This is a genomic window from Paenibacillus gyeongsangnamensis (genome assembly GCF_027533625.1).
Lineage (GTDB): Bacteria > Bacillota > Bacilli > Paenibacillales > NBRC-103111 > Paenibacillus_G > Paenibacillus_G gyeongsangnamensis.
This window is the reverse complement of the sequence record NZ_JAQAGZ010000007.1, coordinates 123808-148198: the sequence shown is the minus strand read 5'-3', so window position 1 is coordinate 148198 and position 24391 is coordinate 123808. Positions and strand designations below refer to the sequence as shown.

20 protein-coding genes are annotated in these 24391 nt (G+C 56.6%); 2 read left to right on the top strand and 18 right to left on the bottom strand.

Features of this window, described 5'->3' with window-relative positions:
- The 3 genes from O9H85_RS12660 to cdaS form a co-directional block, all read right to left on the bottom strand.
- Complete coding sequence (locus tag O9H85_RS12660) at positions 1-558, bottom strand: zinc-binding dehydrogenase (protein WP_269881749.1); 558 nt, start codon at positions 556-558, stop codon at positions 1-3.
- Between the two features lie 5 nt (positions 559-563).
- The gene (locus tag O9H85_RS12655) at positions 564-1028 is read right to left on the bottom strand and encodes an alcohol dehydrogenase catalytic domain-containing protein (RefSeq protein WP_269881748.1); all 465 of its coding nucleotides are present in this window, start codon (positions 1026-1028) and stop codon (positions 564-566) included.
- A gap of 468 nt (positions 1029-1496) precedes the next feature.
- Complete coding sequence (cdaS, locus tag O9H85_RS12650) at positions 1497-2129, bottom strand: sporulation-specific diadenylate cyclase CdaS (RefSeq protein ID WP_269881747.1); 633 nt, start codon at positions 2127-2129, stop codon at positions 1497-1499.
- Between the two features lie 325 nt (positions 2130-2454).
- Between cdaS and O9H85_RS12645 the strand changes: the two genes are divergently transcribed.
- Together O9H85_RS12645 and O9H85_RS12640 are read left to right on the top strand one after the other, a co-directional pair.
- Positions 2455-3231, top strand: coding sequence for a threonine/serine exporter family protein (locus O9H85_RS12645; RefSeq protein WP_269881746.1), 777 nt, complete (start codon positions 2455-2457; stop codon positions 3229-3231).
- Positions 3231-3659: a threonine/serine exporter family protein gene (locus O9H85_RS12640; RefSeq protein ID WP_269881888.1), complete on the top strand. Its 429-nt coding sequence runs from the start codon at positions 3231-3233 to the stop codon at positions 3657-3659. The genes O9H85_RS12645 and O9H85_RS12640 overlap by 1 nt, the downstream gene beginning before the upstream one ends.
- 82 nt (positions 3660-3741) lie before the next feature.
- On the opposite strand, the gene O9H85_RS12635 is transcribed toward O9H85_RS12640, so the two are convergent.
- From O9H85_RS12635 to O9H85_RS12565, 15 genes are all read right to left on the bottom strand, one after another.
- Positions 3742-3912, bottom strand: a complete 171-nt coding sequence (locus O9H85_RS12635) for a hypothetical protein (RefSeq protein WP_269881745.1) — start codon at positions 3910-3912, stop codon at positions 3742-3744.
- 370 nt (positions 3913-4282) lie between these two features.
- On the bottom strand, positions 4283-4765 hold the full coding sequence (locus O9H85_RS12630) for a YhcH/YjgK/YiaL family protein (RefSeq protein WP_269881744.1): 483 nt from the start codon (positions 4763-4765) through the stop codon (positions 4283-4285).
- 39 nt (positions 4766-4804) lie between these two features.
- Entirely contained in the window at positions 4805-5785 is a 981-nt protein-coding gene (locus O9H85_RS12625; protein ID WP_269881742.1) for an ROK family protein, read from the bottom strand.
- A 16-nt stretch (positions 5786-5801) separates the two neighbouring features.
- The gene (locus O9H85_RS12620; protein WP_269881741.1) at positions 5802-6482 is read right to left on the bottom strand and encodes an N-acetylmannosamine-6-phosphate 2-epimerase; all 681 of its coding nucleotides are present in this window, start codon (positions 6480-6482) and stop codon (positions 5802-5804) included.
- 12 nt (positions 6483-6494) lie between these two features.
- The gene (locus O9H85_RS12615; RefSeq protein ID WP_269881740.1) at positions 6495-7424 is read right to left on the bottom strand and encodes a dihydrodipicolinate synthase family protein; all 930 of its coding nucleotides are present in this window, start codon (positions 7422-7424) and stop codon (positions 6495-6497) included.
- A 30-nt stretch (positions 7425-7454) separates the two neighbouring features.
- Positions 7455-8549, bottom strand: a complete 1095-nt coding sequence (locus O9H85_RS12610) for a Gfo/Idh/MocA family protein (RefSeq protein ID WP_269881739.1) — start codon at positions 8547-8549, stop codon at positions 7455-7457.
- A 31-nt stretch (positions 8550-8580) separates the two neighbouring features.
- A complete protein-coding gene (locus tag O9H85_RS12605) occupies positions 8581-9411 on the bottom strand; it encodes a carbohydrate ABC transporter permease (protein ID WP_269881738.1) in 831 nt (276 codons plus the stop codon).
- 19 nt (positions 9412-9430) lie between these two features.
- On the bottom strand, positions 9431-10324 hold the full coding sequence (locus O9H85_RS12600; protein ID WP_269881737.1) for a carbohydrate ABC transporter permease: 894 nt from the start codon (positions 10322-10324) through the stop codon (positions 9431-9433).
- Between the two features lie 85 nt (positions 10325-10409).
- Entirely contained in the window at positions 10410-11744 is a 1335-nt protein-coding gene (locus tag O9H85_RS12595; protein ID WP_269881736.1) for an ABC transporter substrate-binding protein, read from the bottom strand.
- 159 nt (positions 11745-11903) lie between these two features.
- Positions 11904-13484 (bottom strand): response regulator, encoded by a 1581-nt coding sequence (locus O9H85_RS12590; protein ID WP_269881735.1) that lies wholly within the window; start codon positions 13482-13484, stop codon positions 11904-11906.
- Positions 13456-15261 (bottom strand): sensor histidine kinase, encoded by a 1806-nt coding sequence (locus tag O9H85_RS12585; RefSeq protein ID WP_269881734.1) that lies wholly within the window; start codon positions 15259-15261, stop codon positions 13456-13458. The genes O9H85_RS12590 and O9H85_RS12585 overlap by 29 nt, the downstream gene beginning before the upstream one ends.
- Positions 15262-15485: 224 nt before the next feature.
- Positions 15486-22688 (bottom strand): OmpL47-type beta-barrel domain-containing protein, encoded by a 7203-nt coding sequence (locus O9H85_RS12580; protein WP_269881733.1) that lies wholly within the window; start codon positions 22686-22688, stop codon positions 15486-15488.
- Between the two features lie 33 nt (positions 22689-22721).
- A complete protein-coding gene (locus tag O9H85_RS12575) occupies positions 22722-23255 on the bottom strand; it encodes a phage tail protein (RefSeq protein ID WP_269881732.1) in 534 nt (177 codons plus the stop codon).
- Positions 23256-23270: 15 nt separating this feature from the next.
- Positions 23271-23783 (bottom strand): phage tail protein, encoded by a 513-nt coding sequence (locus tag O9H85_RS12570; RefSeq protein ID WP_269881731.1) that lies wholly within the window; start codon positions 23781-23783, stop codon positions 23271-23273.
- 31 nt (positions 23784-23814) lie between these two features.
- Positions 23815-24318 (bottom strand): phage tail protein, encoded by a 504-nt coding sequence (locus O9H85_RS12565; protein WP_269881729.1) that lies wholly within the window; start codon positions 24316-24318, stop codon positions 23815-23817.
- Between the last annotated feature and the right edge of the window lie 73 nt (positions 24319-24391).

Genomic DNA, 24391 nt, shown 5'->3' with positions numbered 1-24391 from the left:
TTATTCCTCCACTTCATCGTGAACGTGGACGAGAACCACCTTCCCGGCCGCTTGAGAGCCTTCAAGCAGCCTATGGGCCTCCGCCGCTTCCCGAAGCGGAATCCGGCGGTAAATCAAAGGACGGATCCTGCCCTCCCGGAGCAAGTCCAGAACCTGGCCCGCATCCTCCATAAACCAATCCGGACGTTCCTTTTTCCAAGACGTAATGCTGTAAAGCTGAATGGATTGTCCGTTCTCCGTCACCCGCTTGGCCGCCGGGCTCGACCATTCCTTCACCCATTCCTCCGAATTCCCCTGGCCCAGCGCCGAGGTATAGCCGTAACCGATAAACCGTCCGCCCGCACCCAAAGTGCGTATCGACCGTTCCCAGTTCGGGCCGCCGATCGGGTCGAAAACTGCGTCGATGCCGCCCGGCGCTTGATCCTCCAGCACCCGGACGAAATCCTCCGTCCGGTAATCGATCGGCACCGCTCCGTATGCCGATACGACGGAATGCTTGGCCGGAGAAACGGTGCCGAACATCACGAGCCCGGCGAGCCTGCCCAGCTCCAGCAACACGGTGCCTACCCCTCCGCTTGCGCCGTGGACAAGAATGCGCTCGCCCTTCCCAACTTCGCGAAGCGATGCAGCATTTGATAGGCAGTCACATAATTCAGCAGCGCGGCGGCGGCCTCTGCGGAATCGACCCGGTCCGGTACACGGATCAGCTCCTCCTCGCGGGCGCATACATAAGCCGAATAACCGCCGACGCCGTTGAAGAGCACGGCTGCCATATCTCCCGGCACAAACCGCGTGACGTTCTCACCGACCGCATCCACGATGCCCACGGCGTCGTACCCCGGGGTAAAAGGGGGTATGGGCGAGCCGGGATAAACGCCCTCTCTTCTCATAATGTCCGCCAGCGCCACGCCGGCGCTCTCGACCTTCACCCGTACCTCGCCCGGACCCGGCGCCGGCAGCGGCTCCCGGACCGCCTCCAGCACGTCCGCTCCTCCGTATCCGTTCACTACAATCCTCATGTTCTTCATGAGCATCTCTCCCTTTCGTTAAAGCAAGGATTTTGTCGATGCCCGTATTGTAAAACTTAGAGTGAACTCGAAGTCAAGGCCCCGGGGCATTTATACTGACGCATGGCGCGATTGGCGTGATAAACGCCGGCCAGGATCAGCGCCCGACAGATGATACAACCGGAGCGATTCTCCGGTGAAGCCGGTCATGAAGATCGTGCAAGAAATGGGATCAAAATAATGTAAGTATACGCCCTTTTGCCGTGTTACAGTAGCTTTTTCTGAAGGATTACCGCAACCCGGCGTTCGCTTCCGTTGCCTTCCTGGCGGAGCTTAAAGGCCGGTCCGGAACGATAGCTGCAGACTTCGGCCGGTAACGCCACGAATGGCGGAAAGCAAGCGGCGTCATCCTTCTATAACAAAAAGGAAAGGTCTGGCCCGGCTAGCCGTAAACTCGGCTCGGGGACAGACCTCTCTCTTACCATGCGGCTATTGAAGCAAAGCCGGCTCGATGTCGTGGATGGGGTGAAGCACACCCTTGTAGGCGAAGGAAGTATTGCCCGTCTCCTCGGATACCACTAGCACCAGCGCATCGGTATGCTCGGTCAAGCCGATCGCCGCCCGGTGGCGCGTGCCGATTTTTTTGTCCAGGACTACGGCATGGGATATCGGAAGCACGTTGCCTGCGGAAATAATCTGGTCCGTCCGGATCAGGACCGCTCCGTCGTGCAGCGGACTCCCCGGATAAAAGATCGATTCTAGCAGCGATGGGGTCAGCGCAGCTCCCACTATGATGCCGGAATGGAGAAACCGTTCCAGCGAATCGCTTCTTTCAATCACGATCAAGGCCCCGTGCCTGCGTTCGGACAAGTGTCGGATCGTAACGGACAGGTCTATGAAGCTCGGCGTGAATGAGGATAAATAGCATTGCAGATAAAATGACGAAGCCAGAGACTCCATCTGTTTGAACGCCATGCCGATCTTCTCGAAATCGCTCAAGAGACAGTGCGCTTCGTTATCGATGGCCGTCAGGCTCTCCTTAATGGCACCGGCTATCGCGTTCAAGCGCTCCTTCAGCTGATCCTTTATGTCCATTACATCGCAATTGCGCTTCTCTTTCATCGTTTTCACCTCGGTGCTGCGAATACCTTAGTTATCTCCTCCCATGGCATTCGTATTCATCTAAGGGGCATCGTGCCGGTTCGAAACGGACGATCCCAGGCCAATTGGAGGCCCCGGTATGCATGAAATGGCGATTTTCTATTTAAAGTTCGCGTCCGTTGGTTTATGATGGTATCGGTTAACCGCTTGCTCCTCGGCCAGCGCGGAGGAATGGCGGCTGGTTATGGCCCTCGCATTGGCCGCAGGATGAACCTTCTCCTATGCAGTAATACTAAAAATGAATTTTTCACGCCCGCGAATAATTACGGAAAGATGAGGTGGCGCTATGCAGGCACCAGCCCGTTCAACCTATGAAATTGTAGATACCTGCCTGCTGGCGGGCAAAATCATGCTCGAAAACGGAGCCGAAACGTACCGGGTGGAGGACACGATGATCCGCATCGCGGAAGCGTTCGATATATCGAACCCCCAAAGCTTCGTCACGCCGACCGGGATCATCTTCTCGATTGAAGGAACGGCACTCACGACAAGATTGGTTCGCATCACCGAACGCTCCACCGATCTGCGCAAGGTGACGATCGTAAACGATATTTCCAGACGCATCTCGCGGGGAGAGTTAACCGCCGGTGAAGCTCACCGGCTCTTGAAAAAAACCGAAACGGACCAAATCGGCTACCCGTTCTACATGAAGCTGATCGCCGCGGCGGTAGCCAGCGGCTGCTTTCTTATTATGTACGACGGGAAATGGCGAGATTTCGTCCCCGCCGTCCTTACGGGAGGCGTTGGTTATTATGTATTCAGCCGTATCCAGCGTCTCGTATCCATTAAGCTGTTCTCCGAAGGACTTGCTTCGCTGGTCATCGGATTGTGCTCCTGTCTCTTCGTCGGCAGCGGACTTGGACAAGACATGGACAAAATTATTATCGGCTCGGTCATGCCGCTCGTGCCCGGACTACTGATTACCAATGCCGTCCGGGATTTGATGGCGGGTCACTTCGTGTCGGGCGTATCCAAGGGAGCCGAGGCGTTCCTGACGGCCTTCGCCATCGGTTCGGGCGTCGCCTTCGTGCTGGCCGTCTATGGCGGAAAGGGCTTCTTATGATGATCCTGGAGCAGCTGATCACCAGCTTCATTGCGTCCGCCGCCTTTTCCATTCTGTTCAATGTGCCCAAGAAAACGCTTCTGCCGTGCGGCTTCGTCGGCATGCTCGGCTGGCTCCTCTACGTGCTGCTGCAGGAGGTGCCCGTGAACCCGATACTTGCCTCGCTCGCCGCCTCCTTCTTCGTCACGGTGGTGAGCCAGCTGCTGGCCAAATTATTCAAAACGCCCATTATCGTCTTCAGCGTATCGGGAGTCATTCCGCTCGTTCCCGGGGGTGCGGCTTACGACGCCATGCGCAATGTCGTGCAGAACCAATACGATCTGGCCGTACAGCTGGGGGCCAAGGCGTTCATGATTTCCGGAGCGATCGCCATCGGACTCGTATTCTCCGAAGTCATCAATCAAGCGATCCGAAGATCGCGGCTGTAGCGCCGTCTGCTTCGTTGCTGCCCCCTTGCTCTCTGAAGCGCAAACAAGCTGCCCCTTGCGGGGCAGCTCGGCATTGGGCCTATTATTCCATGTTGGCATCCGCTGCTTCATCCGTTTCCGTCTGAGCGGCGCCCGTTTGACTGTTCAATTGATTAGCCAGCTCCTGCACTTGCTGCTGAGACTCTTGATCCTCCGCATTGGCGTTAGCGGCGTTCAAGCCGTGAGAGACGATATTCTGCTCATTACCTGCCATGATGGACTCACCTCCTTCTGACGATCCAATAATGAGTATCCCTCGAACGGGCCGATATTATTACAAATTTGGAAAATTTCATGATTCCTCTCACGCCGTGTATAGGTAGGACATGATGTCTTTGCCGACGAACGCTTTCCAAATGATCAGGTTGTATGGATAGCTTCAATCGATCCCGTCCAATTGGTGCTGCCTCCGTAAATTCGTCAGCGGCGGCTAGTCTGAAATCTTAATCCGGCTTCGGCCGGGGATGGTTCGATCTTGCAAAAAGAAACCTGGCGGATCACCGCCAGGCTTCTTTATCTGAAAACCATTCGTTTAAGCGTAGCTCGCAGGGCTAGGCCACCTCGTACGAACGGTTAACTGCCTGTTAAGACACGTCCAAGAACAATGTCTTGTTTAGCTTAACGACCACCTTACGGATCGGCTGCGGCTCCGTACCGCATAACCCCGGCCGGTGAATATCGGACGGGGCGAAGATGACGTACATCCCCGGCACGAGCTTCAGCCGCGCTTCCCCGGGGACCGTCCCGTACAAAGCGGCCTCCTGTTCCTCGTCATAGGGCACGGAGGGACGGAGGGACGCATCTTCCGGAGCCCATCCGATCCACTCCTCCCCAGCGAGCAAATAATGGATATCGAGGTACTGCTCGTGCTTCTCGGCAGGCGCCTCCGCTTCCCTTTTACCGGCCAGCTCCATAACGAGTGCGAATAAAGCTTCATCTTTGATCAGATATTTGCCGTTCTCCATCGCGGCGAAATCCGTGCTTTCCAAGTAATCGACCGCCCTCTGCAATACCGGATGAAGAAACGGCCTGTCCTTCCTCCAATGTTCAATATGGCCTGCTATCATGTCCGCTGTTCTCCTCTTCCATTGTCGTCCGCTGTCTATTCAATCCTGCTTCGGATCGTATTCCCACGCCTGCAGCCCCGCGCCGATCATGCCGCTCCAATTGCCCCGGTAAGCCGGGACGATGCGGACGCCTGCGTACAGCGACGGGATGCTTCGCTTCGCCGTCTCCAACCGTATGCGCTCCAGGAAAGGCTCGCCCGCATCCGCTACCCCGCCGCCGACGACAATCACCTCGGGATTGAACGTATGAATAAGGGACGCGGCGGCGGCGCCCAAGGCCGCGAACGTTTCGTCCATCACCTCGGCAGCCAAGCCGTCTCCGGTCTGCCAGCGAGCTATGACCGTCCACGTGTCCATCAGCGGCTCCGGCCGGCCAAGCGTGTCCAACTTCGCCCTCATCCGCTTCGCGATGCCCGTGCCTGAAGCGTACTGCTCGAGGCAACCTACGCTGCCGCATACGCAAGGCAGTCCGTTAAAGTCGACGGACAGATGACCGAGCTCCGCGGCCCCGCCCCAGGCGCCGTGCAGCAGCTGGCCGTCGATCATCACCGCGCCCCCGACTCCCGTGCCGAGGGCGAGACACAGCATCTGCCTTACGCCTCTTCCTGCGCCGAGCGTTTTCTCCGTCAGAGCAAGCACATTCACGTCGTTGTCGACCCAGACCGGAAGCCCGAAGCGTTCCTGCAGCAGCCGCTTCAATGGCGTCCCGCCATAGCCGGGGATCAGGTCGGAGGAATAGCGGATGCTGCCCTCCGCCCAATCCACTTGGCCGGCCGTCCCGATGCCGATCCCTTTCAGACCTATGCCTCCATGGACCTTCGCGAACTCCATAAGTACCGCCTCCACCGCCTCCGAGATCCGGTCCGCTACGGGAACGCCGCCGGCTTGCGTCGGAAGGCTCACCGTATGCACGATTTCGCCGGAGCGGCTCACGATGCCTGCATTCGTCTTCGTGCCGCCGACATCGACGGCGACCGCATATTCCGCATCCGGGTCATGCTTCACGCCGATTCTCGCCATCCTTGCCCCGCCTCCTTCACACCCGGCTGCGGAGCGCGGCCACATAGCGCTGGGCAATCAGCTGCGGCCGCGTGATGGCGCTACCGACCACCACGTTCCGCGCCCCGGCGTCCAGCGCCCGGACGGCATCCTCCGGCGTCCAGATGCGGCCTTCGGCGATGACAGGAACGCCCGCCGTTCCGCTTAAACGGCGCACCAACTCCAGGTCCGGCCCCTCCTGCTGCAGGCTGTACGGCGTATAGCCGGACAACGTCGTGCCGATATAGTCGGCCCCGAGCCGCTCCGCAGCCAGCCCTTCCTCATAAGTCGACACATCGGCTATCACCTGCACGCCGGCTTGATGCGCATATTCAATCAGCGCCTCCGCCTCGCTCAAGCGGCTCTCCCGGTCGGTCACATCGAGCGCGACAACGTCCGCACCCGCTTCGATGATGGCCCGCACCTCTTCGAGCGTCGGCGTAATGAACACATCCGAGCCGGGAATAACGCGCTTGATGAGCCCTATGACCGGGAGCCGCACCGCTTGCTTAATCGCAATAATATCGTGCACGCCGTTCGTACGGATTCCGATCGCCCCGGACTGCTCCGCCGCCTTGGCCATCTTCGCCATCGTATCGCCGCCGTGCAGCGGCTCGTCCTCCAGCGCCTGGCAGGAAACGATGAGTCCGCCCTCCGCAAATCGATTGCTTTTATTCACTTTGCTTCCTCCTTATTCCGCCTTTGCCTGCTCGATATAGCCGAGAATCTTTTCGTTCAGCCGGGCAACCTCATCCATGGCTTCCGAAGGAATCGGCAACAGCGGAAGCCGCGGCTCCCCGATGTCGAGCCCACGAAGCTTCAGGATCGCCTTGCATCCGCCGTATAACGAAGGCAGCGCCAAAAGTCCCGTAATCACCTCGTTCACCCGGTTCTGCCATTCGAGCGCTTCCTTCATTTTTCCTTCGCGAAAGCACTGCTCAATCTTCACGAACAGCTCCGGCATGACGCCGTACGTTCCGCCGATGCCGCCGTCAGCGCCGATACTCCGGCCGGCCAAATACTGCTCGTCCGGGCCGTTCAGGACAAGGAATTCGGGGCCCCCGGCCGCCTTGAACTGCTGCAGCTCGAACGTGCTCTCCGACGAAATTTTCACCCCGATGACCTGCTCCTGAGCCGCCATTCGCTTCAAAAGCTCCGTGGACAGCTGGAAGCCGGTCGTCTGCGGAATATGATAAATAATGAACGGCAATGACGTACTGTCGATCATCGCCTGCCAATGACGCTCGACGCTGGCCGGCGAGAGCCGGTAATAAATTGCGGGTACCGCCGAGATTGCATCGGCACCGACAACCTCCGCATGCTTGGCCAGCTCCACGCTGTCCTTCGTCGCGGCGGCTCCGACGTGAACGATAATCGTCAGCTCGCCTCCGACCTCTTCCATGACCGCTTCCAGCACCAGCTTCCGTTCCTCTACGCTCTGCAGCATCCCTTCGCCGGTGCTTCCCCCGACATATAAGCCGGTCACGCCGAGTCCGACGTAATGGCGGGCCAGCTGCTTGACCGCTTCGGTGCTGATTTCCCCATTCGCGTCATAGCAAGCGTACATCGCAATCGTAATGCCTTTGAATCGTTCCAGATCATACGTTTTCATATCGCCCATCTCCATCTCCGTCTCCTTCTCCCTCGAGCATTACTTATGATTTATGCCGACCCAAGAGCGTTCATGCAAAGCCGTCATCGCCGCTTCCGCCGTCGCGATCGAGGCCCTTCCCGCAGAGCCGTCGAACAGGGAGCCGTAGCTACCGTCTGCCGGCTTGCCCTGCAGCACGTCCCGCAACGCCTCCATCTCCAGCTTCATCACCGTCGTCAGCCATCCCGGCAGCTTCGTCTGCGGGCTGCCGTAGACGATCCCGCCGTCGAGCTTCTCGTAAGATAAAGCGCGCTCCGCATCTTCTTCCTCCGAGTAATTCAGCGGTTCGGTCAAGAGTCCCCGCCGGTTCTTCAGCTGGATGCGCGAATGCTTCATGTCCAACAGAATCGCGCCCTCCGAGCCGTTGATCTTGACGTAATGCTCGCCCCAACGAAAGCCGGAGCCATACTGCATCGTGCCGAGCCGTCCGTCCGAGAACTCCAGCGTCAGCAGCAGCACATCCTCCTCGTCGCCGAAGCCCTCCCCCTGATGCGCAAGATTGCCTCCGGCGGCGCTGACCGACACGGCCGGTCCCATGATCGCCTGGAGCAGATCCAGCTCATGAATGTGATGAAACAGGTGGCCTCCGGACGTCATCCGGTTCTTCTTCCAGCTGACGACGCGCTGCCGTTCTTCCCAGCCCGTCCGCTCCGAATGGCATACCAAGGGGCGTCCGATCTCGCCGGCGGCGATCCATTCCTTCACCCGCTTCACACCGCGCATGAAATGCATGATATGCCCGGCCATGAACGTCACGCCGCACTCACGGCTTGCCTCAAGCATTTCTTCGCAATCCTTGAGCGTCAGCGCAAGCGGCTTTTCGCAGAACACGTGCTTTCCGTTCCGGGCCGCCTTCACGGCCGCCTCATAGTGCAAATGACTCGGACTGGCCACGATCACGGCGTCAATATCGTCCCGGTGCACCAACCGGTCCAGGCTTTCCTCCGCTTCGCAGCCCAGCTCCTCCGCAAGCTCGGCCGCGTCGCGTCCGCCGAAGACCGCGGACAACGCGGCGCCTTCCATGCTGTGAACAATACGGGCCAGCTCTCCTCCGAAGTAACCGCAGCCGACCACGCCATAACGAATCGTCTTCATCCCATTAACCCCTCTCTCCCTGAACAAGGGACTATCCTTTCAAGCTCCCCATCGTAATGCCTTTGACAAAATACCGCTGGAACCCGATAAACATCACGAACACCGGGAGAAACCCGAGCGTCGCCGCGGCCATCTGCAGGCCATAGTTGGCCACGTATTCGGTCACCATCGTCGCAATGCCGACGTTGATGGTCATTTTCGCATGATCGCTGAGCATCACCAGCTGCCACAAGAAATCGTTCCACGTATACGTAAAAGCAAAGATCGCCAGCGCACCGATGGCCGGCTTAATGACCGGCAGAAAAATGCGGAAGAACAGCCCGAGCTCCGAGCAGCCGTCGATCTTCCCCGCCTCCAGCAGCTCGGTCGGCACCGATTGGCTGAACTGCTTCATCAGAAACACGCCGAAGGGCAGGCAAATAACAGGCAGAATCACGCTGGCGAGCGTGCCGACCAGATTCAAATCACGCATCATCGTAAACAAAGGAACGAGCGTAATCTGTCTTGGAATGAACATGACGACCACAATCAAGGTGAAAGAATGGTTCGCGCCCCAGAACTTCCGCTTCGTCAGCGCGTAGCCCGCCATTGACGCCACCAAGCAGACGCCGGCCGTCGCTATGACGGAGGTGAATATGCTGTTGTACAGCCAGTGAAAAATCATGCCGTCACCAACCAGCTTCCGGAAGTTCACCAGCGTTGGCGCAGACGGAATCAGCTCCGGAGGAAACGCCACGGACGAAGTCTGATCCTTGAAGGCGCCGGTCGTCATCCAGTACAGCGGGAAGATAAACAAAGCGGCTAGAAGGTACAGTACGGCGTCAGCTGCGATTTTGACCGCCTTGAACCCCAGGTTTCCCATCCGAAACCCCTCCTTTTCTCTAAAATTCTACGTCGGCCTTCATCAGCTTGAACTGGGCGAAGGCGACAATGGAGATGAGTGCGGTAATGATAATGCCCATCGCTGAAGCCAACCCGAGCTGACCGTACACAAAGGCCGTGTTGTACAGCAAATACATGATCGTTGAGGTCGCATAATTCGGGCCTCCCCCCGTCAGCATCTGCACTACGATGAACGTCTGGAACGCCCAGATCGTCGCCATGACCAGAATATAGAGCGACGTCGGCTTCAGGAGCGGCAGCGTGATATGGCGGAACTTCGTCCAGGCCGATGCGCCGTCGATATCCGCGGCCTCGTAATAATCCGGCGAGATGTTACCCATTGCGGCGAGCAGCAGGATGACCGGCTGACCGACGTTGAACGTCACGACGATCAGAATGAGTGCAGGCAGCGCCAGCCGTTCGTCCGAAAGCCACATATAAGGCCCCACGTGTACCAACGACAGCACATAGTTGGCGACGCCGCTGACCGGATTGTAAATCCAGGCCCAAATAATCGACAGAATGACCTGCGAGGCCACGATGGGCAAATAGAAGGCGCCGCGGAAGAAAGCAGCCAGCGCCGGGCCTTTGTTATAAATGACCGTTGCGGCGAACATGGCGAACAGGAAAGTGAGCGGCACCGTGCCGACCACGAAGCCCAGCGTGTTGACGACGGATTTCATGAATACGGCATCCTTCATGAGGCGGGCATAATTGCCGAGGCCGACCCAGCTTTGCTTGCCGAGACCGTAATCGAACAGACTTAAATAAACCGCCCGGATCATGGGATAAATTTCGAACAGGAGAAAGAAGACGGCAAACGGCGCGATGAAGAACAGTCCCCACATGCCGCCTCCGATCCGGTTTCTCCGTCCGGCCGTTGTCGATGTCATCAGCGAATCCCCCTCTCTTCTTATGATGTGCCCCCATCCCGGGGAACCGGCTTTTGCCGGACCCGCGCGGGGATAGCTTGTACGTTTATTTCGAGCTGCGGTCGATAATATCGTTCGCCTTCTTGACCCAATCGTTCAGCGCCTGCTCCGGTGTCTTCGCCTTCGTCAGCGCCGCTTGAAGCTCCGGATAGAAGGCCGCCCGCGTTTCCGCATAACCCGGAACGCTGACGCCAACGTTGCCCGTGCTTTTGAACAGCTTGATCGTCTTGCCCTGGAACGAATCCTCCTTGTAGTTGCTCGCAAGCGATTTGCGGGTCGGCACGACCGAAGGGATTTTGGCCAGCTCGGCCATGTTCTCCTTGCTGTTGATGAACTGCGTGAATTTCTTCGCCCATTCCACGTGTGCCGGATCCTTCGATTTCCATACCCAGGTGCCGTAACCGAACAGCACCGAATTCGTCCCCTTGCCGTCCTTGGTAGGGTACGGCACCATATCGAGCTCGAACGGCTTGTTCGTGCCGTCCTTGAACGATTTCTCGAACGCGCCGATATGGCCGATGTTGCCCATCGTCATGCCGATTTTGCCCTGCGGGAACATGTTGTTGATGACCTCGGTCGCCTTCAGACCCGCGGCGCCCGGAGGCACCACCTTCTCGTCGACGAGGTTCACGTAGAATTTCAAGCCCTCGATGCCCTCAGGTGAATTGAGGATCGCCTTCTTGTTGTCGTCGCTGAACGACTTGGCGCCGTAGCCCCACAGCATGGCGTGGTGGCCTTGATCACCGCCCGTATCGGCGGCATACATGGCGTAGCCGTAGGTGCCTTTGGCCGGATCCGTCACCGCCTTGGCCGCCTTCAAGAACTGGTCCATCGTCCACGATTCCATGTTTTTCGGCAGCAGATCGAGCGCCCCCTTGGCCTTGAACAGATCCTTATTGACGATCAGACCGATCGCCGTCGTGTTGTTCGGATAAATATAGATCTTGTTGTTTACCGATACGCTCTTCAGAATCGCGTCGTCGAAGTCGGCCTTGTCGATAATATCGTCGAGCGGCACCATCAAATCCTTGTAAGCGTAGGACAGCGGCCAGAAGATCGAGCCCTGCTGAAGGTCGGGCAGCTGCCCCGTATTGGCGGCGATGCTGAGCTTCTCGTTGATTTTGTCGCTCGGGATGATTTCCCTCTTGATCTTCACGCTCGGATTCTGCTTCTGGAATTTATCGATCATATTGTCGTAAAAAGTGCCGTACGCATCCTCGTCCTGAATGACCCACCAGGTCAATTCAACCTTGGCGGCCGAGGCGTCGTTGCCCTTCGTGCCCGCGGCGCTTTTTGCGGGCTCCTGGCCATTGCTGCCGCAGCCTGCCAGCAGTCCGGCCGTCAGCACCGGAGCCATAAGTAAAGCAAGCGTTTTCCTCATCCCTTATACCCTCCTGAATTCTCTTGAATAAATCGCTTACAAAACAGATTATAGACAGATACCCCTCCATTCTGAAGGAACGGATTTTTGCTCTTCGTTCACTTTGTTTGGAGGGGAGGAAGCGTATTCATTTATTTAAGGCTGCGATGTTCACTATTTTTAGCTTTGATGCTTGACCCGGTACTGCTGGGGGCTCAGGCCCATCGTTTTCTTGAACAGGCGGCCGAAATAATTGATGTTCTCGTAGCCCACCCGCTCTGCGATGAGATAGCTCGGCATGTTCGTCTCGGCCAGCAGCTGCGCGGCTTTATCCATGCGAAGCTGGTTCAAATATTCGATAAAGCCGAGGCCCGTTTCTTTCTTGAACAGCGTGCTGAGGTAGCTTTCGTTCATGTTCACCCGCTCCGCCGCTTGCCGCAGGGTCAGCTCCTGCGTATAATTCGCCTTCATGTAGCGCACCAGCTCGCGGATGTCATCGTGCATCGGCTCCGGCCTCCGGCTGCGGAGGCGCTGCAAGCCGTCTTCGAGCAGACGCCCGAACCAGCGCCGGGCCTCCTCCAGCTCCTCGAACGCAACGATCTGCTTATAGAGCGGGCCCTCGCTTTCCAACTCGGCGAACCAGTCGCCGAGCACCGGCTTCCATTTCGCTTCGATGAGATGAAAGAGCCGGAGAAACAGCTGGACGCTCCGTTCCACGGTGACCCGGGCCGCCAGCATCCGGTCAAAGAAGCCTTGGAGCCCCTGCTCCAGGCTTTCGGCGTCCTCTTCCTCGAGCGCCCGCTTCAGCACCTGCTCCTCCGCCTCAGGGAGAATCATAGCGCCTCCCTCCTCCGCCGGCCCGGGGAAGGCATAAGCCTTTTCTTTGCCTTCATAGAAGGAGCCTCGACGAAGCGCCTCACCGGCTTCGAAATAAGCCTTTCGGATGTCAGCTTTCCCCTGGAAAGGCCTGCTTATGCCTGCGGTAAGCGACACGCCGACATACCGTTTGGCGCGCCGAATCCAATCCTCGCACAGCTGCTTCAGCCGGTCCGGCTCGGAAGCCTTCCGCTCCTCCATGGAGAGAAGAAGCACCAGCTCGTCCTCCTTCAGAGGGATCGCGAACCCGCGCAGCCCGGAGGAGCGCTCCGGCTCAAGGAGATTGATAACGGTCTGCCGCTCCAGCCTCCGGTCCCCCGCGATGCGGCCGGCGCTTTCCGCCCTCAGCCTAATCAGTAAATTGTCCGTTCCGAGCTCCAGCGGATCCGGGGCGCTCTCTTCATCGAACGGCTCGCCGAGCTGCCGTTCAAGCCATGCCCTGAGGTCGTTGTCCTGCCACCCGGCGTCATCTTGAAGCTCCCGCAGGCCGGGTTCCAGGCGGACCGCGCTGATTTTGCGTGCGGTATCGTGCAGAAGCTGGAGCAGCTCGTCCGGCTTTAGGGATGCCTTCAGGATGTAATCGTCGACGCCGAGCTTCATCGCTTGGCGCACGTACTCATACTCATCGTGACTGCTAAGCACGATGATCCGCGTTGCGGGATACCGCTTCCGGACCGCTTCGATCAGCTCCAGCCCGTTCATGTTCGGCATCAGAATATCGGTCAGCAAAATATCCGGAACGTTCCCCTCCATCAGTGCGAGGGCCGCCTCCCCGTCCGGCGCATCGCCGGCGTAGACGAAGCCCTGCTCCTCCCAGTCGATGAGCGACTTGATGCCGAGCCGGACGAGAAATTCGTCATCTACCAGCATGATTTTGGGTTTCATGCGACTCTTCCTTTCGGTACGTTATCAGCGGGAGCGCAAGCCGCACTTCCGTTCCTTCCCCCGGCCTGCTGTCCACGGTTAAACCATAGGCCTCCCCGTAATGGTAGCGAATGCGCTCATGCACATTCTTCAGCCCGATATGCTGCGACGGGGGCTCACCGGTTTCCGTCTCGAGCCGCTGCCGGATCTCCGCCAGCTTCGCCTCGGGTATGCCTACGCCGTTATCGCGAACACGGAGAATCAGGAGCGCCTCCGCCGCCTCGGCTTCGATCCGGATTTCCCCTTTCCCCGGGAGGGGCTCGATTCCGTGCTGGATGGCATTCTCCACGACAGGCTGCAGCAGAAACTTGATGACTTCCTGCTCCAGGCATGTATCCGGCACATCGATATGGACGGTCAGCTTGTCGTTGTATTTCAGCTTCATGAGGTTAATATAGTTCTCGATATACTGCAGCTCCTGCCGCAGAGAGATCAGATTCCCGCCCCGCCCGATGCTCCCCTCCAGGATGCCTCCCAAGCTCGACAGCATGTCGCCTACTTCCTTGACGCCCCGGATATAAGCCATCCATTTAATGTTGTTCAGCGTATTCAATATAAAATGGGGGTTGATCTGCGCCTGCAGCGCCCTGAACCTCATGTCCTCCTTCTGCTGATACTCCTCCTTTACCCGCTGAAGCAGGTCGCGGATTTGCTTCAGCATCTTGTTGTAGGTGCCGATCAGCGTGGAAATCTCGCTTGGTCCTGAAACTTGCAGCGTGCTGTTGAAGTCCCGTTCCTCCACCTCGCGCATCTTTTTGTTCAGCAGCTGGAGCGGGCGGGATATGCTTAAGGCGATCGACAGCGTAATGAACATGAACACAATGAAGATGCCGAGCACGATCAAGATATTAGCCCGTCGGATGCCGAAAATTTCCTTGAACACCGTATCGTACGGTATCAGCTGCACGATCTTCCAGCCGGTTTGGCCCACCGTATCGTAATTGACGATCCACTTGACCCGATCCTTCACCACGATCGATTGTCCCCCGGCCGCTTTCCCAAGCTCCGCCGCGAAGGCCTCCTTGCCGATGCTTGTGCCGATCTTCTCGGAGTCGGGACTCGACAAGACCGTGCCTTCGCCGTCGACCAGATACACTTCACCCTCCAGCATCCCGAGGTATTTGCGCAGGTCCGTCTCGGCCACTCCGAAGAGCAGCATGCCGATGTTTCGTTTCGTCTGCAGATCCGTGATCGTCTTGACCAACGTAATCAGCGGCCGCTTGTCCGAATACACATAATGGTCCTTCACGAGCATCCAGCGCAGCTGGAACGGCTTCTGCACCATATCCTTATACCATGCCGACTGCGTATACTGCTGGTAAAGCCCTTCGTCCATGTACCGCGTGCTGTGCCAGTTGCCGTAGAGATCCATCAGCGTGACATACGTTTCCGTGTAGTAGGAGCTGTATTGCTTGTTGATCACGTTATCCTTCAGCCGCAGCTTTTCGTAATCCGTGAACCGCTCGGGGTGGATCAGCAGATCCGTAATGCTGGGATTCGTTGAAATTTCGACGGCCGATCTCAGCATATCCTCCAGAAACAGCTCCGTATTAAACTTGACCTGGTGAAGCGCCTCCCGGGTGGAATCCCCGATCTTTTGCTCGATGACGCTCTCCAGAGGCTTATCCACCCAATAGAAGGTAAGCAGGAAAGGTATGATCAAGAACAGCAGGATGGAGAAGAAGCTTTTATTGCGGATGGAATTCAAGGCTTGTGCCGCTTGTTTAAACCGCCGCACCCCTCGCAACCTCCTCATCGTAACTTTTATCCTTCATTGTAGCATATGGCTCCCTGAATAAATCTAAATTTATGATGTCCGTAAGCCCGCAAGGAAGGTAGGGCGCGTTGGCCGAGATTTGAATTCTCTTTATTATGTTTCATTTTCCATATATTACAAATGATTTCCATAAAAAAAGCTCCGGCCGGCATCGCATGGATACGATGCCGCCGGAGCGGTTGCCGTTAAGGGCTGATCAAATTGGATCGAATCAGCAATCGGTACAGAATGACCGCCGTCTCGGCGCGGGTCATATTCACTTTTGGCTGCAGCCCTGCATCGCTTCCTTGGACCAGTCCGCTCTGCACGGCCTCGGCCGCTTCCTTCATCGCCCAGTCACCCACTTCGCTGCTGTCCTTGAATCCGGACAGGATCGACATCGGGCTGGCGGAGGCCAGATCCACCGGTTTGCCTGCCAGCTTCATGGCTCTGGAGATCATGACCAGCGCTTCTTCCCTCGTAATCGTCTTCTCCGGACGGAAGGTGCCGTCTTCATAGCCGTTCACGAGTCCGTAAGTGTTGGCCCGGGTCACGGCTCCGGCGAACCAATCCTTCGGCTGCACGTCCTTATACTCCTTAGACGCCGACGCCGTATTCTCCGACAAGCCGAGCGCCCGGATCACAATCGCCGTGAACTGCGCCCGCGTGACCGGAGCATCCGGACCGTATTCGCCCTCGGCAAGACCGTTCACAATGAGCCGGGAAGCCATGTTGTTCACTTCCCGCTGCGCCCAATGACCCGTCATGTCAGTGAAAGACTTCACGCTGGAAATAGCCATATACGTACTGTTCGTCAGGCTGTTTACCCGAAGCGTCGTTTGACCGCCTTGCGATGCGATGACGGTCGGCACATGATACACGCTGCCGTCCTCCAGTCCTACGACCGCCGTTGTGATCTGGCCTGCGTTTACGCCTGCAGGCACCGGAAGCTCCCGGCTAACCATGCGGCTGAACTCATGAATCTCAAAGGATGTGCCTTTGTACGTCGCCGTAATCGAAAAATCAACGGGTGGCATAACAATGGAATATTGTCCTGCCGCCGCCTGATTTTGCAGCCGCTGTATAAGCTGTGGCGGTGGCTTCGAGATGGAAATGCGCAGGCTGAGATCGGACATCGATACCGCATTCCCGAACTTCGCCGCCAGAGCATCCATACGGATTCCCGCTAACGGAACCGTGTAGGTTCCAAGCTCGGTCTGCACTTGAACCGAAGCTTCCCGTCCGGCGAGCATCCCCGCGATGCTGCCGTTCAATTCCGTTAGGATCCGGTCGCCGCCGCCCTTTACCTCCAACGTGACGGTCGGATTTCCCGTGACTTGGCTCAGCAGCGACTCTACCTGTGCCGTATCGAGCGTTGCGGTAAGGACCGTAAGTCCGTCTACCGTACTCGTCGTTACGGTACCGAGATGGTCAACCGGTTTCCCGTTCATTTCACCGTTAAGACCGGGTACGGGAGCCGGAGCCGGAGGCGCTGGAGCGGCCCCTCCGCCGGCGGAAGGACTATCATCGCTTCGCCGGGGCTCACGGTACACTTGGAGCGTATAGACCTTATTCGTCTTACCGTCCTCAGCCGTGACTTGAATCACGATCGAATTCGAACCGTACTGAAGCGCAATGGGGCTGCTTGCGGCTCCGCTGGCCACCGTTACCCCATTTACGGTCAATGTCGCACGGGGCTGATAAACGGCTGCACTTACGGTAATCGCGTATACCTCTCGGCTAACCGTCACATTGTAATTGAGCACACCCGCGTCAAACGCCGGCGTCAAACGACCGGTGGATACCGTCATACAAGCGAGGTCGGCCGATGCGGACGGCCCCGGCGCATCCTTCGGCAGGATGTTCACCTCGACGGTACCTGTGGCCGAAGCTCTTTGATTGTCATAGACCGTATAAGTGACCGTATCTTTTCCTGTGATGCCCGGCTTCGGAGCATACACGAAATCCCCCGTATGCTCGTTGAGAAGCGTCAATGTGCCCAAGCTTCCTTGAGTTTTTATACTGAACGATAGTTCCCCTCCCTCCGGATCGCTCCCGATGAGCCTGCCGGCTTGAGGCGTATCCGCTCTAACGGATAACGATACCGTTCCGGCCGTTGGAGGGAGATTCCCTGATGCGATGATCATCGTCAGTCTCGCCGTTGTCTTGGCGTAAACCATTCCATCGCTGCCGTTCCAATCGAATGAAGTCGTTCCGGACCAACCGGCATCAGGCTCCAAGGTCATTCCGTTCAAGCCGGAGCTGTAAACGGTCTGGTTAACGGTCACGGGAATGCCGTTCCACTTCAGTTTCCCGTTCGCAGGAAGCGTCAGGATCTGAATCTCGTAGAGGGAATCCTGATCGCTGTCGCTAAAGTTGAAGGATGTACTTCCGAAGTGAAGCACGGTATTAGTGGTTCCATAAACGGTGGAATCGGATACGACTGGAGGATGATTCACTTCCCTCACCGTAACGACCATCACGGCCTCGTTCCCCGCTTGATCCCGGACATAAACCGTATATATGCCATTCTCATTTACCAGGAACGCGCCGTTCGTCAGCGGATTGCCCGCCTGGCCGGCGAAATCCGATTTGGAGCGGCTGCCCGGCATCCATTTGATGGCCGCGACGCTGTTGCCTGTCCCGTATACCGAAGCTGTCACTGTAACCTGAGCCTGCTCATTCCCAGGTCCGAATGGGGAGGAATGAGTCGTAATCATAGGCTCCGTACGGAGAATATTGGCGATTGTAATCGTCTGCAGCGCCGTGTTGCCCGCCTTATCCTTAGCCCTTACGGTATAGGTTCCATTCTCGGAGACGCTAAAGGCATCCGTCCCGCTCAAATCCAAATCACGGTTTCCTTCCACCCATTTCAGCTCCGAAAGCGCGTTGCCCAGCTGTTTGTCGTAGACCGCAGCATAGACGGAAACCGTTACGCTGCCGCTGGTCCAACCGCTGTTCTGCGCAGTCAGCGTTAAGGTAGGAACTGTGCGAATAATCGTGTTTACTTCGAAAAGTTGCCTGGCCTCGTTGCCGGCCAAATCCTTGGCATACACCGTGTAAAATCCGTTATCCTGTAACGTAAAATTGCCGTTGGAGGTACCTGCGTTAGTCGGAATTACGGTGCCTCCTCCGCTGCTGAAGTAACCCTCCGGCTGGTCGCCTGCCGCATACCGAAGCTCAGCGGTATTGCCCGAGCCGTAAACGGTGGCGGTTACGGCAGCCGTCACATCGCCGTTTGTCAGCGTGTTTGGCGTTAAGGTCAATCCGAGGGTCGGGAGGATCGTGCTCACCTTGATATTCCAGCCGGCTTCCGTTACATTCCCGGCGTAATCGGCTGCTCTCGCCTTAACACTGTAATTCCCATCGGGGATCGTAATCTCACCGCTATAATCCGTCCAGGTGGCCCCCCCGTCCAAAGAGACCTGCGTGGATTGAAGCGAGCTTCCGCCCGGGGCATCGCTTGCATTTAGCGTAAGCTTTACCGGATTCTTCGACCAAGTACCGTCTACGTAGTTCACTCCGTTAGCTTTCACAGAAGCCCCAAGAACGGGAGCCGTCTTATCCAGCTTCACGGAAAACGACTTCTGTTCTATATTACCGGCGTTGTCGACCGTCTTGACGGTAACGCTATACGTACCTTCTATGGACATCGTCACAGGAGCCGTATAGTCCGTCCAGGTATTACCCCCGTCAAGTGAATACTTCGTGGAGGCCAAACCACTTCCACCAGTATCGTTAACTGCTGCTGAAACGACAACGTCCTTAGAAGCCCATGTACCTTCCGTATAATTCGCACTGCCGCTTGTCGCGGTAATGGTCAGCGTCGGTTTTATCTGGTCAATCTTAACCGTGCCGCTTTGGCTCGATACGTTGCCGGCTTGGTCGGTTGCCTTGACTTGAACGTCATATTGCCCGGTTGCCGACAGATTCACCGGATTCGTGTAATTGACCCAAGTCGAGCCACCGTCCACCGAATACACCGTAGAAGCAACCCCGCTTCCGGCATCGGAAGAAGCCACGGTCAGCGTTACCGGCTGATTCGTCCAGCTCCCCAGTGTATACGGCTGGCCGTCCGCCGTCTTCCAATCCATCGTCAAGCTCGGCGCCGTCTTATCCAGCTTCACATTAAACGACTTCTGCTCTGTATTTCCGGCATTGTCGACCGTCTTGACGGCGATGCTATACGTACCGTCCGTAGACATCGTTACAGGAGCCGTATAGTCCGTCCAAGTCGTTCCCCCGTCAAGTGAATATTTCGTTGACGCGAGTCCGCTGCCGCCGGGATTATTAGCATCGACCGTAAGTACAACGTCCTTGGTCGCCCAAGTACCTTCCGCATAATTCGTACCGTCGGTTGTCGTGGTAATGGTCAGCGTCGGTTTCGTCTGGTCAATCTTGACCGTGCCGCTTTGGCTCGATACATTGCCGGCTTGGTCTGTCGTCTTGACTTGAATGTCATATTGCCCGGTTGCCGATAGATTCACCGGATTCGTGTAATTAATCCAAGTCAACCCTCCGTCCACCGAATACACCGTAGAAGTAACTCCGCTTCCGGCATCTGAAGAAGCCACGGTAAGGGTTACCGGCTGATTCGTCCAGCTACCCAGCGTATATGGCAGACCGTCAGCTGTCTTCCAATCCGTCGTCAAGCTCGGCGCCGTCTTATCCAGCTTCACGGCAAACGACTTCTGTTCCGTATTTCCGGCATTATCGACCGTCTTAACAATGACGCTATACGTACCGTCCGTGGACATCGTCACAGGAGCCATATAGTCCGTCCATGTCGTTCCCCCGTCGAGCGAATATTTCGTGGAGGCCAGACCGCTTCCCGTATCGTTAACTGCCGCCGTAAAGACAACGTCCTTTATCGCCCAAGTACCTTCCGCATAATTCGCACCACCGCTTGTCGCTGTGATGGTCAGCGTCGGCTTCGTCTGGTCAATCTTGACCGTGCCGTTTTGGCTCGATACGTTGCCAGCTATGTCCATTGCCTTAATTTGAATAGCATATTGCCCGTCTGCCGACAAATTCACCGGATTCGTGTAATTGACCCAAGTCGAGCCACCGTCTACTGAATACACCGTAGAAGCAACCCCGCTTCCAGCATCGGAAGAAACCACGGTGAGCGTTACCGGCTGATTCGTCCAGCTACCAAGCGTGTATGGCTGACCGTCAGCTGTCTTCCAATCCGCCGTCAACACCGGTGCAGTCTTATCCAGCTTCACCGCAAACGACTTCTGTTCCGTATTTCCGGCATTGTCGACCGTCTTAACAATGACGCTATACGTACCGTCCGTGGACATCGTCACAGGAGCCGTATAGTCCGTCCATGTCGTTCCCCCGTCAAGCGAATACTTCGTGGAGGCCAAACCGCTTCCCGTATCGTTAACTGCTGCCGTAAGGGTAACGTCCTTGGTCGCCCAAGCGCCTTCCGCATAATTCGCACCGCCGCTTGTCGCTGTAATGGTCAGCGTCGGCTTCGTCTGGTCAATCTTGACCGTGCCGCCTTGGCTTGTTACGTTGCCGGCTTGGTCAGTGACACGAACTTGAACATTGTATTGCCCGTCTGCCGACAAATTCACCGGATTCGTGTAATTGACCCAAGTCGAGCCACCGTCTACTGAATACACCGTAGAAGCAACCCCGCTTCCAGCATCGGAAGAAACCACGGTGAGCGTTACCGGCTGATTCGTCCAGCTACCAAGCGTATATGGCTGGCCGTCCGCCGTCTTCCAATCGGTCGTCAAGCTCGGCGCCGTCTTATCCAGCTTCACGGCAAACGACTTCTGTTCCGTATTTCCGGCATTGTCGACCGTCTTAACAATGACGCTATACGTACCGTCCGTGGACATCGTCACAGGAGCCGTATAGTCCGTCCATGTCGTTCCCCCGTCAAGCGAATACTTCGTGGAGGCCAAACCGCTTCCCGTATCGCTGGAATTCGCTGTGATGACAACGTCCTTGGTCGCCCAGGTACCTTCCGCATAATTCGCACCGTTACTTACTGCGCTTAGGGTTAACGTCGGCTTCGTCTTATCTATTTGTACGGTCGACCTCTGAAGCACGGCATTGCCGTTCTTATCCGTCAGCTTCATGACAACCTTGTAATTCCCGTCGGCCGACAATGTCACCGGTCCCGGATTCCAAGTAGCGCTGTCATCCACGGATACGTCCGCAGCCGCGTCAGTGATAACATCTTTGGATGTCCAAGTCCCTCCCCCATAAGCGGTACCGTCCGAAGTCTGCAGGGGAACCGCCGGCGCGTATGGAGCAACCGGGAAACCATTCGTTCCAAAATCGTTGGGAGCCGTCTTTGCCGTATTCTTCTGGAATGTCGTTCCCGTCAGCTTCGGATTGCCGTTCTGTACGAACAATCCGCCGCCCGTACCGGTTACCGAACTATTACTGTCGAACGTTACCGTCGTCAGGTTTACGTTATTCTGAAAAAAACTAAGAAACAGTCCTCCGCCGTCACTATTGGACGAATTACCGCTGAAGGTCGTATTCTTGATGTCCGCCGGCACGCCCAAATATAATCCGCCGCCGATTCCGTCATTTCCGGCACCCTGTGCGGTATTCTTACTGAATGAGCTGTCCTGGATGACGACCGTACCTCCTGACGGGCTCGCCGGAAGCACCGCCATCCCTCCGCCCAGCGTCGTCGAAGCCGTGTTGGAGACAAAGCTGGCATGGCCCAGACTAATATTAAGATCGCCTTCCGCATACAGGCCGCCGCCGCTTTGTCCTGCCGTATTTCCTTGGATCACGGTATTATTGTTCAACACCAGACCAGACCCGGCAGGACCGGTTACGTAAACGCCTCCGCCCAAGCCCGAGCCCGTCGTCATGCTATCCTTGACCACGCTATTGGACAACGTCAGAGTATTGCCTGCTCCGAGCTTCGCCGCCACGGCGCCGCCCCCGTATCCGGAAGTGTCAGGATTATTTATTCCGCCTTGCAGGGTAAGCGCCGTGAAACTTACATTTGCTCCAGGCTGCACTTCAAAAATACGATGCGTTCCGTCGCCTTGAATGACCGTTAACGCCGGACTGCTCCCCGCGTTTCCGTTATCGCCGATTAGCGTAACGCTGCTTGTAATGTTAATTTGCCCCGAAACAAGCTTATACGACGTTCCGGCCTTGATGTTGATGGTGTTCGTTCCGCCGACGCTGTTGCTTTGCTGAATCGCATCGCGCAGCGTGCACTGTCCCTGTCCTGTAACCCAGCAATTGCCGCTTCCGTCGCCCGTATTGTCTACGGTAAAGGTTGCAGCGAATGCCTCCGTTCCGATCCATAAGGCAACAAACATAAGTGCGATAAACAGTCCTGCCGATGCGGCAAACCTTCTAAGGAACGTTCCGCCGCCTTCCCGCCGCATTGTTCCTCCCAGCCTTACTACATGCAACCGAATCCCTCCTTTCTTTATAAAAACGTCACTTTACGTGCGGGGCGGATAAACTCCTTGCATTGCGATAATAAAGGTAAGGCCGAGGTAAGGCTGCTTATTATTGTGAGGCTGATTCCCTCCTGCAACCGCCATTGCGCTTGCGTCCATTGGCACCCAATCAGGAGAGGCCGAGGCATCATAAGCTTGCCCGGCGGCGAGTCCCGGCGTATCGGCCCACAGTGCCCCTGCCGGAGAATCTTGGTTTCCCGGAGCCGATGAGCCGTTCAATGTATGCGAATGTGCAGGCATCTCGGTACTCGTCAAAGTAACTGCAGCTTCTCCTCCCGAGGAGCCGAGGTCGTACAGAGACAACCCGGGCCCTTGCCCCTGGCCTAGAGGAGCGCGATCCATTAGATTTGGCAGCGCGAAATTGCTTTTCCCGTCTCCTCCATAAGTGGTGCCCAGCAGCGAGAACAGCGCCGTATTTTGAGATATCGGCAGCAGTCGCCCGTCACATAAGGCCCAGCCCTTTGGAGGAAAATTACCTGCAAATATTCGGATCTCGGCTAAGAATGGATTACTCATACTTGTACCTCTCCATTAATTTGGACTTGGAAAAATTCCCTGCAAAGCAATACAAAAGTTAATCGTTAAGTAAGGCTGCATGTTGATATGAGGCTGACTGCCTCCGGCATTGCTTACGGCGGCAGGAGACAGGACGCCGTCCCCTGCGGGCAGCGCGCTCAAGGTATTGTAGGAGCTGGCGGCCGTCAATCCCCAGACTTGCCCTGACACCGTACGGGAAACGGCCTGTGCCTTGCTGCCGCTAATCTTATGCGTATGGGCCGGCAGCTCCGAGATGTTCAACGTATGGGCCTCCTCGCCTTGTTTTTCTCCGAGAACGATCCCATTCCCGGCACTAACGGGTACCCTGCCCCGTAAATCGGGTAAACCAAAGTTGAGTCTACCATCCCCGCCATAAGTCGTTCCGAGAATGGAGAACAGCGCTTGGTTCTGATTGATCGGCATAAGCTGACCGTCGCACAATGCCCATCCCTTGGGGGCAAAGTTAAATGAAATTAGTTTTATCTCTCCCAAAAAGGGTTCTGACATCGCTTTTCCTCCCGCCTTTCCGCTATATTTTTTAATTTGGAGAAGGAAAGACTCCAAACAAACTGATAATGAAATTTACCGTCAAGTAAGGCATCATGTTGTCGTGGGGCTGGCTTCCGCCGATCGAGGATACAATATTCGGATGCATGGGATTCGGGCTCCCGGCATCGCTATTGAACTGTTTCAAGGTGGATTTGGCCCAAACCGCATTCTGAGGATTGTTCGTGTTGCCCCTTTTCGATTGTCCGGACATCGCATGATTGTGTGCGGGGATTTGACTCGTGGTTAAGGTGACCGTTTCGCTGCCTCCCTGTTGAACAAGGGTATAATTTTGACCTTGGTGAATCGGGATGCGTCCTCTCAAGTCCGGCAGATTGAACGTGCTCGTCCCGTCTCCGCCATAAGTTGTTCCGATCAAGTTATATAGCGTTCCATATTCTGAGATGGCGAGGCTTCTTCCATCGCAAAACATCCAACCGGCGGGAGCGAAGTTCCCGGCAAAAATCCGTATTTCGCCTACATAAGGTTGACTCAATCGTTCTTCCTCCTAGCTTTCGTTTCTCATTATTATGTATTAACCCAGGATAAACGGCTACGCCGTCCTTGTC

Coding starts and splice junctions, on each gene's coding strand:
- O9H85_RS12595 (WP_269881736.1), bottom strand. CDS start 11,744: ATGAGGAAAACGCTTGCTTTACTTATGGCTCCGGTGCTGACGGCCGGA.
- O9H85_RS12635 (WP_269881745.1), bottom strand. CDS start 3,912: ATGGCAGGTAATGAGCAGAATATCGTCTCTCACGGCTTGAACGCCGCT.
- O9H85_RS12600 (WP_269881737.1), bottom strand. CDS start 10,324: ATGACATCGACAACGGCCGGACGGAGAAACCGGATCGGAGGCGGCATG.
- O9H85_RS12625 (WP_269881742.1), bottom strand. CDS start 5,785: ATGGCGAGAATCGGCGTGAAGCATGACCCGGATGCGGAATATGCGGTC.
- O9H85_RS12615 (WP_269881740.1), bottom strand. CDS start 7,424: ATGGGCGATATGAAAACGTATGATCTGGAACGATTCAAAGGCATTACG.
- O9H85_RS12605 (WP_269881738.1), bottom strand. CDS start 9,411: ATGGGAAACCTGGGGTTCAAGGCGGTCAAAATCGCAGCTGACGCCGTA.
- cdaS (WP_269881747.1), bottom strand. CDS start 2,129: ATGAAAGAGAAGCGCAATTGCGATGTAATGGACATAAAGGATCAGCTG.
- O9H85_RS12575 (WP_269881732.1), bottom strand. CDS start 23,255: ATGAGTAATCCATTCTTAGCCGAGATCCGAATATTTGCAGGTAATTTT.
- O9H85_RS12590 (WP_269881735.1), bottom strand. CDS start 13,484: ATGAAACCCAAAATCATGCTGGTAGATGACGAATTTCTCGTCCGGCTC.
- O9H85_RS12640 (WP_269881888.1), top strand. CDS start 3,231: ATGATCCTGGAGCAGCTGATCACCAGCTTCATTGCGTCCGCCGCCTTT.
- O9H85_RS12570 (WP_269881731.1), bottom strand. CDS start 23,783: ATGTCAGAACCCTTTTTGGGAGAGATAAAACTAATTTCATTTAACTTT.
- O9H85_RS12645 (WP_269881746.1), top strand. CDS start 2,455: ATGCAGGCACCAGCCCGTTCAACCTATGAAATTGTAGATACCTGCCTG.
- O9H85_RS12610 (WP_269881739.1), bottom strand. CDS start 8,549: ATGAAGACGATTCGTTATGGCGTGGTCGGCTGCGGTTACTTCGGAGGA.
- O9H85_RS12655 (WP_269881748.1), bottom strand. CDS start 1,028: ATGAAGAACATGAGGATTGTAGTGAACGGATACGGAGGAGCGGACGTG.
- O9H85_RS12630 (WP_269881744.1), bottom strand. CDS start 4,765: ATGATAGCAGGCCATATTGAACATTGGAGGAAGGACAGGCCGTTTCTT.